This is a genomic window from Paenibacillus sp. EB106-04-04-XG159 (genome assembly GCF_058791835.1).
This window is the reverse complement of the sequence record NZ_JBYTDY010000006.1, coordinates 141,319-159,057: the sequence shown is the minus strand read 5'-3', so window position 1 is coordinate 159,057 and position 17,739 is coordinate 141,319. Positions and strand designations below refer to the sequence as shown.

Genomic DNA, 17,739 nt, shown 5'->3' with positions numbered 1-17,739 from the left:
ACAGACCCAATTTATTCTGCGAGCAGCCCTTGAAGCTTGCTGGTTATGAAGTTGCACATACAGCTGTAGACTCGCGCTTGATCAACTTAGTAGGCAAGAGAATCTCCATAAGCGGCTCTTCTCGATGCTTCATGCGCCAGAATAGCTGTTCGACCGCTTTTCTCCCGTACAGCGTCAGATCCACATCCATCGTAGTCGTGTTCGGAACAGCTAATTGAGACAGCTGCCCATTATCGAAGCTGCAGATGGAGATATCAGCAGGGATTCTGTACCCCAACTGCTGCAAGGTGGAGTTAACAAGGAAGCCAAGCCCGTCATTGACACAGAACCAAGCGGTTGGCTGCTCCTTTAAGGACTGCATGGCAGACAGAAGTGTGGCTTGGTTCTCCTCGGCATGCTGCAGAATCCATTCCTCGCGCACAGCCAATCCGTAGCTATACATCGCCAACCGAAAACCTTCCAATCGCTCATAATAACTGGGGGAGAATTGAATGTTTCCTACGAATCCGATCTGCTTATGCCCGAACTGTACAAGATGGGAGATGGCTTCATATGTGCTAAAACGATTATTAGTCAAGATACAATCGGCATGCACGTCAGGATGATGATGGTCAATGAGCACAGTCGGAATTCCAGTCGCGATCACTTCATTGGTATATGAAGTATCAAGATGGGATAAGATCAGTATTCCATCCACCTGATGATCCGCGATGAAGGAGGGCATGATCCGATCCTGCATCATCTCTCGTGTAATGGACTGGATGAGCAGATTTTTGCCGCGGTTCGTTGCCTCACGCTCAATCGCCAAGTAGATTTCACCAAAAAAGCTCTTCAGAGAAAAAGCGAAGTCCGACGCGATCAGCGCAATGTTTCCTGTACTTCCGTTATGCTCCGATTCAACTATACGTTTGCGGCGTCCTTTTGAATACGTATATCCCATCCGCTCGGCAGTTTCGAAGATGAGCTTGCGGGTCTCTTCAGACACGCCATCCTTCCCTGATAGCGCTTGCGAAACAGAATTTTTAGATATTCTAAGGTGGTCTGCGATATCTTGCATCGTTACTTTTGGTTTCATCTATAGAGAACTCCTTCTTGCGAGAATTAGGAATAATATGTGTTCTTGGAGAGTTCATACAAATTGTTTGGATAAATGAACTATATAAAATGACATACTACTAACATTATGCCAGATATTCGTACATTACAAAACTAATTCCCCGAAAATAATTGTAACGTTACAAATACAGTTAGTAAAGTACATATTTACATTACTTGATTGTTTGGTAATTGTTGCTTTCCTTATTAATATGATTGACAATAGGCTTAAAAAGTTTAATAATGTGATTACAAACGCTTTCAAGTGTTTTGTAATGATATAAAGTAACGTTAAATGTTCAATAGTAACGTTACTGATTGAATTACCTAGATTATACTCATCACAGGAGGTACTTCATCATGAAGAAGAAAATGGCTTTGTTACTTTCACTCACAATGCTGTTCTCAGTATTAGCAGGTTGCTCGACAGGTAATGATGCTGCCAAGGGGTCAAAGACAGCAGATGGAAAAATTGTAGTTGAATTCTGGGCAGCTCCAAACCCGCCGCAACAAGTGTACTGGACGGAAATGGCTAAGGCCTATGAAGCAGTTAATCCAAACGTGAAAGTTAATGTAAGCGCGATTAAGGAAACACCAAGCTCAGAAGCTAGCATTCAGGCTGCTATTGCAAGCGGTAATGCGCCTACTATTTCTGAGAACATTAACCGCGGCTTTGCAGCGCAGCTTGCAAACAGTAAAGCGCTCGTGCCGCTCGAGGAAATGCCGCAGTTCAAGGAAATTGTTGAGACTCGTCATATGACGGAAACGATTAAACCATGGAAATTTAGTGACGGACATCAATACTTGCTCCCGATCTATTCGAATCCAATGCTGATTGGCTGGCGTTTGGATATTCTGAAGGAGCTTGGGTATAACGAACCGCCTAAGACGTACAGTGAAGTGCTTGATGTAGCGAAGAAGCTTAAAGCTAAGTATCCTGACAAGTTCGTATGGGGTAAAGGCGCGGATCTGGCAGATCCAACTGCTTGGAAGCGTTGGTTCGACTTCTTTATCATGTACGACGCAGCGTCTGACGGCAACAAATTTATCGAAGGCGACAAATTCGTTGCTGATGATGAAGCCGGTATCGAAATGCTTCAGTTTGTAGCTGATCTGCAAAAAGAAAATGCAATTCTTGCGAAGAACGTAACCGATCCATTTGAGACAGGTGTAGGTCTGTTCACAGACGTTGGACCATGGGCGTTCAGCTTCTGGAAAGAGAAATATCCTGAGTTGAAATATGGTGAAACATACACATTGTCCTTGCCTCCAGTACCGGATGGAATGGATCCGTCTCAAGCAAAGACATATGCTGACGCTAAGGGCTTAGTCATGTTCTCCAGTGTTCCGAAGGAAGAACAAGAAGCAGGCGCGGACTTCCTGAAGTGGGTATACTCTGACGCGAAGAACGATGTGAAATGGTTTGAAACAACAAACCTGCCTCCTGCACGCGATGACTTGACGACATTGCCTGAATTCCAAGCTATTTTGGATAAAACTCCTGAATTGCGTCCATATGCGGAATCCGTTCCACTTGGTGTGCCTATGATGGACAACCCTAAGTACAACGAACTGCAAACCATTATTGGAGCAGAAGCATTCAATAAGGTCGTACGCGGTGAAATCGATCCGAAAACAGGTTGGGAGAACATGAAGAAGGCGATTGAAAAGGAACTTCAATCATGATAGACAAAAATAACAATAGATTGGGCTGGCTCTTTGCCAGTCCATACCTTATTTTCTCGATCGTATTCTTTTTGTTGCCACTGCTCTATTCGTTCTATCTTTCCTTTACCAACTGGGACATGATTTCACCGACCTATGATTTCGTTGGGCTACAAAACTTTACTAAAGCCTTAAGCTCACCAGGCGTTCAAGCGGCTTTCTGGGTTACGTACAAATTCATGCTCGTATTCGTACCGCTCGTTACGATCATGTCGCTCGGTGTTGCGGTACTGGTGCAAGGTTTACCGAAGTTTCGCAGCTTGTATCTGATCGGGTTCTTCTTACCATATATGTCTTCCGGTGTTGTTGCTTCCTTGATCGCTCAGGGCTTCTTGTCTTACAACAGCCCGATCAACGTATTCTTGCGCAATAACTTCGGACTCGATATTGATTGGCTCGGAACTCCGTTTTCGGCGCTATTTATTGTCGCGTTGATCATTGCATGGAAATTTACAGGCTACTATGCGCTTATTCTGACTTCAGGGCTTGAGAGCATTGATAAAGAAGTATACGAAGCGGCTGCTATCGATGGTGTAACAGATCGTCAGCGCTTCTGGAAGATTACACTTCCGCTTCTGTACCCTGCCATGTATACAACATTGATTCTATCCTTCGGTGTAACATTCGGTATCTTTACGGAGATTTACCAGCTTACAGGCGGTGGACCAAACTATGCTACGAATACGTGGCAGATGGAGATCTATAATCAAGCCTTTACGAATCTGCAGACTGGTTATGCATCCGCTATAGCGCTGATGGCTTCTGTGGTGACGTTCATCTCCATCTTCTTCATTAGAAAATTCCTTGAAATGTGGGGTAAGCGAAATGGTTGGGTCTAAGCAAAACAGTAAAATGCGTCTGACGCTTCGTTATATCTTTGCGTCCCTGCTGCTCGTGGTCATGGTCTACCCGTATCTGTATATGGTATTAAACTCGTTTGCTGATTGGTCAATTGTAGATAAGAAGTTTATACCGACTGACTTTACGCTAAAGTCTTATGAGTGGTTGTTTACAGGTGGAGAAGCTGGAATCGCACGCCCATGGATCAATTCATTCTTCAACAGTGTGATCGTCTCCGTGGCCTCCACGGCATTGATGATGATCTTCGGGATCATGGTTGCTTATGCGTTATCGAAGCTTAAATTCAAAGGCCGCGATACCATTAACAACTTCGTGATGTTCCATATGTTCTTCCCGGCGATTATCTTGCTCATTCCGAACTTCCTGATCATTCAGAAGCTTGGACTGTACGATTCGTACTGGGGCTTGATCATTCCAAAGGCAGTCAGTTTGTGGGCGATATTTATGTACACGAACTTCTTTAAAGCAATACCAACGGTATTTATTGAAGCGGCTAAGCTCGATGGAGCTTCAGACTTCAAGATTCTGTATAAGATTATGATGCCGATGTCGAAGTCCATTACAACCGTTATCTTCCTGTTCCTGCTGATGGAACGCTGGACGGAGCTCCTATGGGATATGATCGCGGTGCAAAGCGACAGCATGTTGACATTGAACGTACTCTTGTCACAGATGTTCGGTCCGTACGGTGGATACCCTGGACCATTGTATGCAGCATCCACGCTGCTGACATTGCCGATTCTTATTCTGTTCTTGATCTTCGGTAAGAAGTTCAAGGAAGGTATGCAATTCAGCTTGAAATAAGAACATATACCGCCTGTTCTGGTCAGTGGCCGAACAGGCGATATGCTTTAGGAGGAAGATTGGCATGACGACTGCGGCATGGTGGCAGCAAGCGGTATGGTATGAGATCTATATGCCAAGCTTCTGTGATGGCAACGGCGACGGGATTGGCGATTTCCCCGGCATTACATCCAAGCTTCCTGAATTGGTGGAGCTCGGCGTCGACGGAGTATGGCTAACACCATTTTACAAGTCGCCCAAGGTAGATAACGGCTATGATATCGCTGACTATTATGCGATTGATCCTGATTATGGGACGATGGAGCAATTCGACGCCTTCATCCAAGAAGCGCGGCGTCTCGGGATCAAAGTTATCGTCGATCTGGTGTTAAATCATACCTCCGCAGCGCATCCTTGGTTCCAACAATCGAAGTCATCCCGTGAGAATCCGAAACGCGACTGGTATATATGGAAAGATCCCGTTCAAGGCAAGGCGCCGAACAACTGGGAGTCCTTCTTTGGCGGATCGGCTTGGGAGTATGACGAAGCTACGGAACAGTATTACTATCACGCATTTGCCACAGAACAAGTTGACTTGAACTGGGCGAATCCTGAAGTCCGTGCAGCTATGAAAGACGTTATGGGCTTCTGGCTGGATAAAGGCGTGGACGGCTTCCGCTTGGATGTAATTAACTTCTTGAAAGTATCAGATGACTATCCTGATAATCCGTATAACACGGATAAGCAGGAGCAGGAGCATCTGTATGATAAAGATCAGAACGGCATACTTGATGCAATAGCCGATATATGCGCGTATGTCCATAGTCGTGAAGGCAAGTTTATGGTTGGAGAAGTCGGCTCCGAGGATATGGAGCTGCTGAAGCGTTACAGCGGCAGCGGTATGCTGGATGTCGTATTCAACTTCAATCTGGGCAGCCAAGCATCGTATAAGCCGGAGCGCTTCATGGAGGAGCTGGAGCGGATGGAGCGGCTCCATTCGAAGGATCAGATTCCAACGCTCTTCTTCGGCAGTCACGATATGGCTCGCTTCATCTCTCGCTATGGCGATGGGGATGCAGAGCTGGAAGAGAAGCGCGCGAAGCTTATGGCTGCGCTGATGCTGACTGCAAAGGGAGTGCCGTTCATCTACTATGGCGATGAAGTCGGCATGCGGGATTATGTTGCACCGCGAATCGCGGATATGCGTGACGTTCAGGGCTTAACAGCTTATCAGCTTGCGCTCGACAGCGGCAAGCCTAAAGGGATCGCGCTGGCAGAAGCGAACGAGAAGTGCCGAGACAAGTCTCGTACACCAATGCAATGGAACGGCGATGAATACGGCGGCTTCTCTACAAGTAAGCCATGGATCTCGATGGGACCTGATGTAGAGCGCTTAAACGTGGAAGTACAGCGGGGGCAAGCGGATTCGATATATTGCTTCTACCAAGCTCTGCTGCAGCTGCGCAAGGAGAACCCCGCGCTTCATCAAGGTCAATATGTAAACTGGTACCGATCCAAGGATGTACTGGTCTATGAACGTCAAGCAGGCCATTCGAAAGCGTTGATCTTACTGAACTTTGGAGAGAAGCCAACAGAAGTTCCAGTAGGTTCTGCGTACAATCGGCAGCCGGATTGTTCAAACTGTCAAGCAGCGAAAGCGGCCGCTGCGGATGTCTATCTCCTGGTGCCTTATGAAGCAGCAATATGGGTTAACTGAGTATAGTTCCAATCGTGATGTGAGTTTTATATATACGATGATCGAATAGTGATGACAATGAACAATGAGCATGGGGGGCAATCCATTTGAAGTTAACGAACAGCGGTGTAAAGACATGTGAAACGCTTCTTCAAGAATATACGGCTCTCAGCCCAATGGCGAAGGATGCTGAGAAGCTGAACTTTACAGGTGTAGGCGATAAAGACGTCTACAACATCACGGCACCTTTCCTGGATCAAGGTGAACTGGTTATTGCGGGACGCGTGGAATCTCGTGATAGTGAGCATTCCGAAGTATTCTTCTTCGTTGAGCGCAATGGAGCTTGGGTACCGCGCGACGGAGCACCCGTCTTCGAATTGCAGGATCCATTCTTCACGCGTATTCATGGCGAGCTGATTGTCGGCGGTGTTCAGATCTACCCGCATCCGACGATGGAGAACGCCTTGATGTGGCGCACGGTATTCTATAAAGGAGCCGCAATTCAAGAACTGAAGCCATTCTTTACAGGTCCGGACGGCATGAAAGACCTTCGTCTAGTTGAGCTTCAGGATGGAAGCATCGGTGTATTCACTCGTCCACAGGGCGAGAAGGGCGGTCGCGGCAAGATCGGCTTTACACGAGTAGCGCGCTTGGAGGATCTGAGCATGGAGATCATCAATGATGCGCCGCTGCTGCAAGGTCAATTCACGGATGAAGATTGGGGCGGCGCCAATGAAGCGCATCTGCTCGCGAATGGTCTAGTCGGCGTGCTCGGCCATGTCGCATGCTTCGATTCAGCGGGAGATCGCCACTACTACCCTTGTGTATTTGCATTCAACCCACAAACAGGCGAGCACAGCAATCTTCAATTAATATCGATCCGTGATAAATTTTTGCCTGGCGCAACAAAGCGTCCTGATCTAGTCGATGTCGTATTCAGCGGCGGAATCGTTCGTCGCCATGATGGTACAGCCACAATCTATTGTGGTATCAGTGATGCAGAAGCACACCGTATGACGATTCAAGATCCGTTCCTTCCGTTCGAGCAAGCATAGTGCTTTTTTACTAGATTTTTTACATCTAAGGAGCTAACATGATGAACATTTATAGATATGAAGAGAATCCCATTATTACACCGGCAGATGTAAAGCCTCATCGTGATGACTTTGAAGTTATTGGCGCCTTCAACGCGGGTGTAGCTTCTTATAATGGTGAAGTGCTGCTGCTGCTTCGCGTAGCAGAGCGTCCAATCAGCCATGATCCGATGATCGTTAAGGCGCCTGTGTACAATCCGAAGACGAATGAACTGGACATCATCGAGCTTCGTACAGACGATGAGCGTTATGATTTCTCTGATCCGCGTGTCATTCGTGATGTAACGAAGAGCGCAACGTTTGAATACTTGACTTCTATCTCTTATATCCGCATTGCGCGCAGCAAGGATGGTCACAACTTTACGATTGATGAGAAGCCGTTTATCTTCCCATCGAATGAGTTGGAGACGTTCGGGATTGAGGATCCGCGCGTAACGCAAATTGATGATACGTACTATATCTATTTCTCAGCAGTTTCTCCAGTCGGTGTTGGCGAGTCCATGGTATCCACGAAAGACTTCGTGAATACGACTCATCATGGCATGATCTTCAGCCCTGATAACAAAGATGTTCTCATCTTCCCCGAGAAAGTGAACGGCAAATACTATGCGCTGCATCGTCCTACGACAAAGAGCATCGGTAACCCTGAGATCTGGATTGCTGAGTCCGACAATCTGCTCTACTGGGGCAACCATAAGCATGTTATCGGCCTGCGCGAGGGAATGTGGGACAGCGGTCGCATGGGCGGCGGAGCGGTTCCATTCAAGACTGAGAAAGGATGGCTCGAGCTCTATCACGGTGCGACGCTTGAGCATCGCTACTGCATGGGTGCCGTGCTGTTCGACTTGAACGATCCGTCGAAGGTTATTGCACGTTCCGAACATCCGGTCATGGAGCCGGAAGCGGATTATGAGAAGAAGGGCTTCTTCGGAGATGTTGTATTCTCTTGCGGCGCGCTTGTAGAAGGCGATGTCGTGAAGATGTACTACGGAGTAGCTGACACTTCAATGGCATGTGCGGAATTAAGCGTGCAAGAAATATTGGACAGCTTAAAGTACGTTTAAAGATAACGAGAAAGCCAAAGCCAAAGTCGGAAGGGACTTTGGCTTTCTTGTTAGTGTGCGCGGCTGTCATCTTATTTACATCAGATGAAGGAGAGTATGAAGTTGAAGCTATTGCTATCTGACAACTGGAAGCTGAAGGATTATAACGTTGGGGAAGCGCGTGATCTGGAAGTCGCGTCGCCAGACTATATCGATTACTTCTGGATGACGACGAAGGTGCCGGGAGATGTTCATTCCACCTTAATCGAACGCGGCATTATCGATGATCCGTTCTTCGGTCATAACGATCAGAAGTGCCGTTGGGTGGAAGAGAAGGTCTGGTGGTACCGCACGACCTTCACCTGGGACGATACGCTCGAGGTGAACGAGCGTATGGAGCTTGTGTTTGACGGGCTCGACACGTTCGCGACCGTGTATCTGAACGGGGTCGAGCTGGGTTCGACCGATAATATGTTCATCGGTCATACGTTTGAAGTGACGCGCGAGTTGAAGCGCGGCAAGAATGTGCTGGCGGTGAAGATCGACCCTGTTGCGCTTCATGCGGAGAGCAAGAAGCAGTATGTATGGTCGGGCTTCAGCAAGAAGCGGGTCTGGACCCGCAAGGCACAGAGCCACTTTGGGTGGGATTGGGGCCCGCGCCTCGTGTGCGCGGGCATCTGGCGTGAGGTCCACCTGGTGAAGCGCAGCCGCGCCCATGTGGACCATGTGTTTGCGCGCACGGCTGCGATTGCCGCCGAGGCGAAGGAAGCCGTGGTGGATGTCACGGTGGACATCCGCACGTATGAGCGCAGCCGCGCACACGGATATACGGTGTGCGCTGAGCTGCTGGACGCGGACGGGCGTGCTGTCGCGCGCCAGACCGCTCCACTAGAGGGCTCCGCCGTGTATGTACAGGACGGAGCCCGCAGCGCATACGCCTTGAGCGGCGAACTGCAGCTCAAGGTGCTGAACCCGCGGCTGTGGTGGACCCACGACTTAGGCGATCCGTATCTATATCGCCTACGCATCTCGCTGCTCGCCGGAGATGAGCTGCTGGATGAATATGAGCAGCAGCTTGGCATCCGCACCGTAGAGCTCCAGCTTCACGACGAGAAGGGTGAGCATGCCTTCACCTTCGTCTTGAACGGTGTGAAGCTGTTCGCCAAGGGCGCGAACTGGATCCCGATCGACAGCTTCATCGCCGCTGTACCTGATCAGCGCTACACGAACCTGATCGAGATGTCAAAGGCTGCGAATATGAACATGCTGCGCGTATGGGGCGGCGGCATCTATGAGCGTGACATCTTCTATGACGAGTGCGATCGTCTCGGTCTTCTCGTATGGCAGGACTTCATGTTCGCCTGTGCGCTGTATCCTGACTACAACCGCAACTTCATGGACAATGTGCGCCGTGAGATAGAATCGGTCGTGAAGCGGCTGCGCAGCCGTACTTGTCTCGCGCTATGGTGCGGCAACAATGAGAACGACTGGCTCTATGAAGCGCTGCATGCAAGCGGCGAGATTCCGCATCCGTTCTATGGAGAGAAGATCTATCATGAGATGATGCCTGCGCTGCTTGAGCAGCTTGATCCTTCACGCTTGTTCTGGCCGAGCTCGCCATATGGCGGCAACGATCATAATTCTCGCGATGTAGGCGACACTCATAACTGGCAGGTATGGCACGGCAACATCGAGCCTCGTCAATTCGGCGAGCCGCAGCTGCAGGATTACAGCGTGGAAGGTCTGTCGTTTAAGAAATTCAAAGGAGACACGACCAAGTTCGCGAGTGAATTCGGGATGCATGCCTCCTCGAATCGATATACGCTGCAGCGCAATATTCCGGAACGTGAATTCGTCTTCGGCAGTGAAGAAATGATGTATCGCAACAAGGACATTCACCATCCGAAGGGTGTGCTCCTGATGGAAGGCTACACGGGAGTCCCTCGCGACATCGAGGAGTATATGAATTACTCGATGCTGACTCAGGCTGAAGGCTTGAAGTACGGCATCGAGCATTATCGCCGCAACAAGCCGGAGACGAGCGGAGCCTTGTACTGGCAGTTGAATGACTGCTGGCCTGGGACGAGCTGGTCTGTGATCGATTATTACGGTTTGCCTAAGGCCGCCTATCATTACTCGCGCAAATTCTTTGCGCCAGTGCTGCTGACGATCGATCACGATGCGAGAAGCAGTCTGAAGCTGTGGGTATTGAATGACAAGCTGGAAGCATATAACGACTCTATTGAACTGCTTGTCTATCGCATGGATGGAGGATTGGCAAGTCGACGCCTCTATGAAGTGAATATTGCACCTAACAGTAAACAGATGATTGAGGAGCTGCAGGAAGCGGATATCTTGGCAGGCGAGGAGCCGACCAAGGTTATCTTCGTCATGCGTTCTGCTTCAGGACAAACCGAGGATAACTTCTATTATATGCGTGATCAACGGGAAATGATCTCGGAGACAGCTCAGCTTCAAGTGGAGGTGTTCGAACATGAAGCGTGTTCAGGCACACTTCGGATTCGCACCGATCGATTCGCGCGCATGGTGAAGATTGAGCTGGATTCTCCGTGGGTCGTGATTGAGGACAACTTCTTTGATCTGCTCCCTGGGCAGGATCGGGTAATTCGTATCTCTCATCCGAATGGCGATCTGATTCCTTGGGACAGTCTTCGCGTATCTGCGTTGAACACCAAGTAAGAATATAGCTGTGGGCCACTCTTAAACGTCTAGCAGCGCAATAGGAATTCAGAACCTCCAATACCTCTTACAAGAGGCGTTGGAGGTTTTTTGTTATAGTCCCATTGCACTTCCGCGAGAGGAAGAAAGTACTCCTTCACCCCATTTTACGACACTCATAGAATTGAGACCGACGCTTCATGTAAATTGTTTCATTTACAATTAATTTAAATTTAAAGGAACCTCTGTTTACATTAAGGCTCTATTCTTAAATTGTTTGCGTTAGCTCCATTTACTAGACAGGGGTACGATCCTGAATCTATTAACCCAAGGAGGAAAGATGAACAATGAATAGTAGACTTCAACGTAAGATTAGTCTGTTCTTATCTGTGCTATTGATAACATCAGTCTTAGCCCCGATCGGTCAGGCTTATGCTGACACCTCTTCCACCCCTGCGTCAATTCTGGATGAAAGGACCTCAGAGATTGGACCAGGCGCTACCTATTACAAGTATAGTATGAAAGACGTAAACGGACTTCAAAAAGCTGCGGCTGTTGAATTTGACCCTAAGAATCCAGCTTTGGAGCTCCAGCCAGGCCTAACGAATCATAAGGTGTTCGGAATGACTGGAGTCAGCAAAATGGCAACCGATGCTGACCAACCCGGCAACAAAGTAATTGCCGCGATTAATGGCGATTTCTATGACATGTCTAATGGCGTTCCTCTAGGCTTCTTTATGGGAGATGGTCGAATTCTCATCAGTCCCCCTGCAGACTGGAATGCCTTTGCCATTAAAGAGGATGGATCCACGATGTATTCTGCGAGTCCTCAATTAACACGGACGATCACTATTGATGGTGTAAGCAGTTCGATTACTCATATTAACCGTCCGCGCGGCGATAACAGCTTAAACCTATACACTTTCGATTACAATACCTCAACGGATACGAATAATCTCGGTGACGAGGTCGTCTTGAATATCATTAGCGGTGATATCAAGAGTGGAGAAACCATGTTACTCGAGGTTGCTCAGATACATAAGGATAAAGGAAATACTCCGCTCGCGGCAGGTCAAGTCGTCTTGTCCGCATCAGGAGCCGCTCGTCAACTGCTGTCTGGTCTCGAAGTTGGCGACCAGGTGACAGCAAGTTTTCAGCTTAGCTCTGGTTGGGAAGATGTGACCATGGCGATAGGCGGAAGTACCATGTTAGTTGTGGACGGTGAAGTACAGTCCATCGCCGACCCTTCATTAGCTCCTCGCACTGCAATCGGTACGAAAGCGGATGGCAAGATCGTCTTCTTCCAGATCGATGGCAGACAGCCTGGCTATAGTGAAGGCGTAACTCTGCAACAGCTGGGACAGATCATGAAGGATATGGGTGTCGTTAATGCCTTGAATCTAGATGGCGGCGGTTCATCTACTATGGTCATTCGTCCAGCTGGTGAAACAGCTCGGAAAGTCGTAAATAGCCCTTCTGATGGCAACGAGCGCTCGACTGCTAACGGTCTATTGCTCGTGAATAAAGCGGCAGAAGGCCACGCGACTTCTCTCGCCGTTAAGCCAAACTTAGAACGAGTTCTGGCTGGAACGACTTCCGTTACGTTCTCAGCTGCGGGGATCGATGCTAATCTTCATCCTGCGCCGATCTCAGATGCTCCAGTATGGTCTGCTGATTCGTCGATTGGAACGATTGACCCCGTGACCGGACAACTGTCTGCAAGTTTAAGTCCAGGCACTGGAACGATCACAGTAGCAGCAGGAGAACTAACAGGTACAGCTCAGGTTGAAGTCGTCGAACAGCTCACAGAGCTCCGATTCCCCCATGAGCTGAAAACATTTGAGTCGGGAAAATCAGAAAAGCTCTCCGTTATGGCGTTGAGAGATGGTCAGGTTATCCAAGCGGACAACAAGCTATTTCAATGGAGTGCTGATCCGGCTATTGGCACGATTGATGCTGACGGGGTGTTTACCGCAGCCACCGGCACTGACTTGAGTGGGAAGATCACCGTCAGTTATAAGGGAATATCGACAAGTATGGATGTGAATGTAGGCGTCCCTCCTGTAATCTTAGAAGACTTTGAGAATGGGCTGGACAGATACAAGACTACAGAAGGTGCTAGTTATGTAAAGTCAATCGCAAGCATCGAATCCACGAATGAAGAGTTCATTCGCTTCGGCAATGGCGCTTTGAAGCTGGATTATGACTTCACAGGTAAGCCGGGCACCTCCGGAGCCTATCTTCAGACGAAAGATTCATCTATGAATATTCAGATTCCAGGTTATCCTGAGAAAATTAGTATGTGGGTATACGGAGACGATAACAAGCATTGGCTGCGCGCTCAGCTTCGAGATGCGAAGGGCACAATACCGATTGATTTTACAGATGAAAAGACTGGAGTTAACTTCGAAGGCTGGAGATACCTTGAAGCAACGGTTCCTAAGGGCCGAACGATGCCGCTCTCTATGGATATGCCTGTTCGTTATATGGAAACTTCCGCTGCGAAGAAAGATGCAGGCACCATATACGTAGATCAGATTCGGGCTCTCTATGGACCTGCTAATGATGATTTGGATCCGCCTGTTATCAAGAACATCTCGCCAGCCGAAGGCTTAACGGTTAAGAACAATAAACCTGTTATATCGGTAAATGCAGAGGACTACGGATATGACCATACGCAGAATCCCGGCAACACACTGATCGATCCTGCTTCCATACGTATGTATGTTGATGGCATACGGGTTCAGCATACACTCTATCCGCCTGAAGGCCGTATTCATTATACGCCGACAGTGCCGCTTGCGGACGGTGTACATCAAGCCAAGGTTCAGGTGAAGGACTTATCGGGAAACCAAACGACGAAAGAATGGACCTTCCAGGTGGATACGGGCGCTGCCAAGATCGAATATACGACGCCGACAACGCTATATGCCGGTGATACGTATGCAGTGGATATTACGGCGAAAAATGCTTCAGTTATTAAGAATGCAAGTCTATCCTTAGCGTTCGATCCGACGCTCGTCGATGACTTCCAGGTTGTGGCTGGAGATAAGCTAACTGACGGACAATTGAACTCTGAAGTGGATGAAGCTAATGGAGTAGTAACCGTCAACCTAAGCCAGTTAAGCTCGGCAGCATTGACGGATCAGGACATTCTTGCTCACATCCAGTATCGAGTAAAGCCTAAAGCTGAAGGAACGCATACACTTAGCTTTAAGTCCGGCTCGATTGAATTTACGAATGCAGGCGAGACGGTGTTCCCGTTCTTCGGGCTCCCTATTCAATCGGACATTAAGAACAAGCTGCAATTAACGTGGAATAAGGACGGTATCGTTCAGGGCTATCCAACTGAATTCAAGGTCAGCGATGAACAAGGGCAGCCTGTTGAAGCTGCCAAGATTATCGCTGATGGAGCGGAGATTGGCAGTACGGATGCACAAGGGATCTTAACGACCGATGCTCTCACGACAACCCCGAAGGAATATAAATTGCAAGCTAAGCTTGGTTCTGCTTACAGCAAGGTCGAGACATTTACCGTATCCGGCCATGCCGGAGCTCCAATCCCATCCAATGTCGTCGTAACGATGGGGCAGGATCCTTCCACATCTCGCGGCTTCACTTGGCAGACTGATCCGACAACGATCGGATCTGTAGTGGAGATCGAGAAGCAGTCCGAATTCACAGGCTTTAATTCGCCGCAAACGCTGCAATTCACGGGCTCAAGCAGCCTGTACAGCACGCAGGATCTCGGCACAGTTCGTGTCCATAAAGCTTCTGCTGCAGGGCTTGAGCCAGGTACAGCTTATATGTACCGAGTCGGTGATGGTAATGGAAATTATAGCGTTCAAGGGACATTCCAGACCGATAGTCGTACAGATGAACCATTTAAGTTCCTGTTCTTTGCAGACTCACAAGCGACCGATCAAGCGGGCTACAATCTGTGGGGCAACACCGTGAAGACAGCAGTTGCAGAGCATCCAGATGCGCAATTTATGTTGCATGTGGGAGACATGGTAGATAAAGGGTACAATGAAGCCGAATGGAATATGTGGTTCAATGCAGCTCAACAGGAGCTGATGAATACGACATTTGTCGCAGCTATCGGGAACCATGAGGCGATGCAGAATGGCAACAGTGATTTTAATGCTCATTTTAACCAACCGGGCAATGGATTGGATTCGTTAAAGGGCAGCAACTTCTCCTTCGACTATGGGGATGCTCATTTTGTCGTACTCAACAGTGAAGAGCAGCTTCAAGAGCAAGCGGAGTGGCTGAAGGCGGATCTTGCGAGCACCGATAAGGGATGGAAGATTACGTTCTTCCACCGCGGTCCTTATGGCAGCATTTACAATTCCGATACCGTCCGCAACTACTGGGCTCCTATATTAGAAGCTGGCGGGGTTGATCTCGTTCTAAACGGTCATGATCATATTTACTTGAGAAACCAGATGAAGGACGGCCAGAAGGTTGAACAAGGCAATGGAACCACCTATGTTGTCGGAGGCTCCACAGGACCTAAGTTCTATTCCCTTACGAATAGACCTTGGATCGACGTTTATGATGAAGAGAAGACGCAGATGTATTCATCCGTCGAAATTAATGGCGATCAACTGAACTTCATCACGAAGACGGTTGGAGGCAGGGTAGTTGATCAATTTACACTTCATAAAAAAGAGGCGCCTTTACCGACAGAAGTCATCATGGATCAGCCGCAAGTCACTCTAGGTGTAGGAAAAAGTGCTCAGCTTCAAGCAACCGTCTTGCCTGTTGAAGCAGCCCATAAGAGCTTAACTTGGTCCGTCGTTGATTCATCTCCCGATGCCGCCGTTACGGTAAGCCAGGATGGGCTTGTAACAGCGCAGCGTGAAGGAACTGCCGTCGTTCGTGCGACGAGTGTCGTGGACAGTGTATATGGCGAAAGCACGGTGACCGTTACGCCGCAGACAGGGCCAATTACAGAGCCTACTGCCGTCCATATCGATCAACCGAGCGCAAGCATCGGCATTGGCGGCAAGGTAAAGCTGAAGGCTACGGTATTGCCGGAGCAAGCAACCAACAAGACTGTCACTTGGTCAGTAATGAATGACTCGCCGGATGCTGCTGTAGCGGTGAGCCAGGACGGCACGGTCACAGGCTTGCGTGAAGGAACTGCCGTCGTACGTGCGACAAGTGTGATCGAGAGCGTATATGGCGAAAGCGCGATTCACGTGACCGCAGACAGCGTGATTCTACCAGAGAAGGTTAACATTCATTCAAAGGCTTCCAGCCTGTATACAGGGGAGAGCATGCAGCTGACCGCAGAGGTACTGCCAGAACAGGCCTATAGTAAGGATGTCACTTGGTCTATTCGAAATGATTCGGCTGCAGGTGCTGCATCGATTAGCGAGAATGGATTATTAACAGCCCTTCGTCCGGGTACGGTGACGGTACGGGCGACAAGTGTAGTAGAAAGTGTGTACGGCGAGCGAACTTACACCATAAAGGACTGGCCGGTTGTCGATCCGGGTCCAAGCGACCCGATTGTTAAACCGCCTGCAGAGAATGAGGATACAAAGGTCATTACATCTGATCAACTACGGGAATCGATTCAGAACGGAATGGCGATTCTGAACATCGACAAGCCTGTACAGTTTATCCAGCTTCCACCTGATGCGGCAAGCATTCTGAATGGAAAGCCGCTTCAAATCGTTACGCAGCAGATCAAGTTGACGATTCCTTATTCCTTGATTAGTGATCCTGCTAACAAAGGGATCCTTACGTTAAGCTATAAGGAAGCGGCTGCTGAGGATACGAAGAAGCAGGTAGATAAGCTGGCTCGTGAAGCTCATGCAGAGCTGCGCGCAGCAGGTCAGGTGTTCAGCATAGGGCTGACACGAGCAGTGGAAGGTGAAGCGAGTCAAGAAGTTGTATCTTATAAGCCATCCATGCAGATTGAGCTGGCTGTTGATTCGTCGATCAATCCGAGGCTGGCAGGCGTATATGAAATTCTAGCTGATGGCAAGCTGCGCTATATCGGCGGCACGGTCTCAGATTCTAAGATTGTCGCAAATATTGATCATCCAGGAAACTACGTAGTACTCGAATACAACAAGCATTATAGTGACATCCCAGCTGGCTTCTGGGCTGAGGACGTCATTAAGGAGCTTTCAGCGAAGCAGCTTGTTAATGGTGTAAGTTCAACTTCATTCGCACCAGCCGCTACCGTAACGAGAGCTGAGTTCATCTCGATGCTCGTTCGTGTGCTGGGTCTTGAAGGGCAGGGTACTGCTGGCTATACAGATGTGCCGGAAACGGCATGGTATGCTGACGCCATCTATGCAGCAACTGAAGCCGGAATCGTGAACGGCGTCAGCGCAACTCTGTTCAAGCCTGAAGCGTCGATCACTCGCGAGGAGATGGCTGTTATGCTCGTTCGCGCCTATGAGTATGCGACAGAGCAGAGCGTCCAAGCGGCGCCAGGAGCGAATGGCTTTAAGGATCTCCATAAGGCATCGCCATGGTCCCAAGAAGCAATCGCCGGAGCGAGCGCGCTCGGTCTTCTGAAGGGGCGAAGCGAAGGTGTATTCGCGCCGAAGGGTATTGCCACGAGAGCGGAGAGTGTGCAGGTTGCTTACAATCTGTTGAGCAAGCTCTCACTCTTTGGAAACACTCACGGCGAGTGATTAGGTGAAGCTGAGCGAGAATCAGCGGTCATATGAAGTGAACTTCAACTAGGTAATTTGCAAGCCAATAAGGGGCTGTCCCAAAAGTGGATTTTTTCTAC

9 protein-coding genes are annotated in these 17,739 nt (G+C 48.9%); 8 read left to right on the top strand and 1 reads right to left on the bottom strand.

All coding sequences use genetic code 11. The features are described 5' to 3' along the window. Positions 1–43: 43 nt before the first annotated feature. Positions 44–1,075 (bottom strand): LacI family DNA-binding transcriptional regulator, encoded by a 1,032-nt coding sequence (locus AC3WTP_RS09525; protein WP_492394357.1) that lies wholly within the window; start codon positions 1,073–1,075, stop codon positions 44–46. Between the two features lie 380 nt (positions 1,076–1,455). On the opposite strand from AC3WTP_RS09525, the gene AC3WTP_RS09520 reads away from it, so the two are divergent. From AC3WTP_RS09520 to AC3WTP_RS09485, 8 genes are all read left to right on the top strand, one after another. Further along, positions 1,456–2,781, top strand: a complete 1,326-nt coding sequence (locus AC3WTP_RS09520) for an ABC transporter substrate-binding protein (protein WP_492394356.1) — start codon at positions 1,456–1,458, stop codon at positions 2,779–2,781. Then, the gene (locus AC3WTP_RS09515) at positions 2,778–3,659 is read left to right on the top strand and encodes a carbohydrate ABC transporter permease (RefSeq protein ID WP_492394355.1); all 882 of its coding nucleotides are present in this window, start codon (positions 2,778–2,780) and stop codon (positions 3,657–3,659) included. The genes AC3WTP_RS09520 and AC3WTP_RS09515 overlap by 4 nt, the downstream gene beginning before the upstream one ends. Next, complete coding sequence (locus AC3WTP_RS09510) at positions 3,646–4,485, top strand: carbohydrate ABC transporter permease (protein WP_492394354.1); 840 nt, start codon at positions 3,646–3,648, stop codon at positions 4,483–4,485. Before AC3WTP_RS09515 ends, AC3WTP_RS09510 begins: the two co-directional genes overlap by 14 nt. Positions 4,486–4,549: 64 nt before the next feature. Further along, positions 4,550–6,181 carry an alpha-glucosidase gene (locus AC3WTP_RS09505; protein WP_492394353.1) on the top strand — a complete coding sequence of 544 codons (1,632 nt, stop codon included), beginning with the start codon at positions 4,550–4,552 and terminating at the stop codon, positions 6,179–6,181. A gap of 86 nt (positions 6,182–6,267) precedes the next feature. Beyond that, positions 6,268–7,215, top strand: coding sequence for an MTP-1 family protein (locus AC3WTP_RS09500; RefSeq protein ID WP_492394352.1), 948 nt, complete (start codon positions 6,268–6,270; stop codon positions 7,213–7,215). 41 nt (positions 7,216–7,256) lie between these two features. Beyond that, positions 7,257–8,318, top strand: a complete 1,062-nt coding sequence (locus AC3WTP_RS09495) for a BtaManbiosPhlase (protein WP_492394351.1) — start codon at positions 7,257–7,259, stop codon at positions 8,316–8,318. Positions 8,319–8,420: 102 nt separating this feature from the next. Then, positions 8,421–10,997 (top strand): beta-mannosidase, encoded by a 2,577-nt coding sequence (locus tag AC3WTP_RS09490; RefSeq protein WP_492394350.1) that lies wholly within the window; start codon positions 8,421–8,423, stop codon positions 10,995–10,997. 326 nt (positions 10,998–11,323) lie between these two features. Next, on the top strand, positions 11,324–17,638 hold the full coding sequence (locus tag AC3WTP_RS09485) for a phosphodiester glycosidase family protein (RefSeq protein WP_492394349.1): 6,315 nt from the start codon (positions 11,324–11,326) through the stop codon (positions 17,636–17,638). The last annotated feature ends 101 nt before the right edge of the window (positions 17,639–17,739 follow it).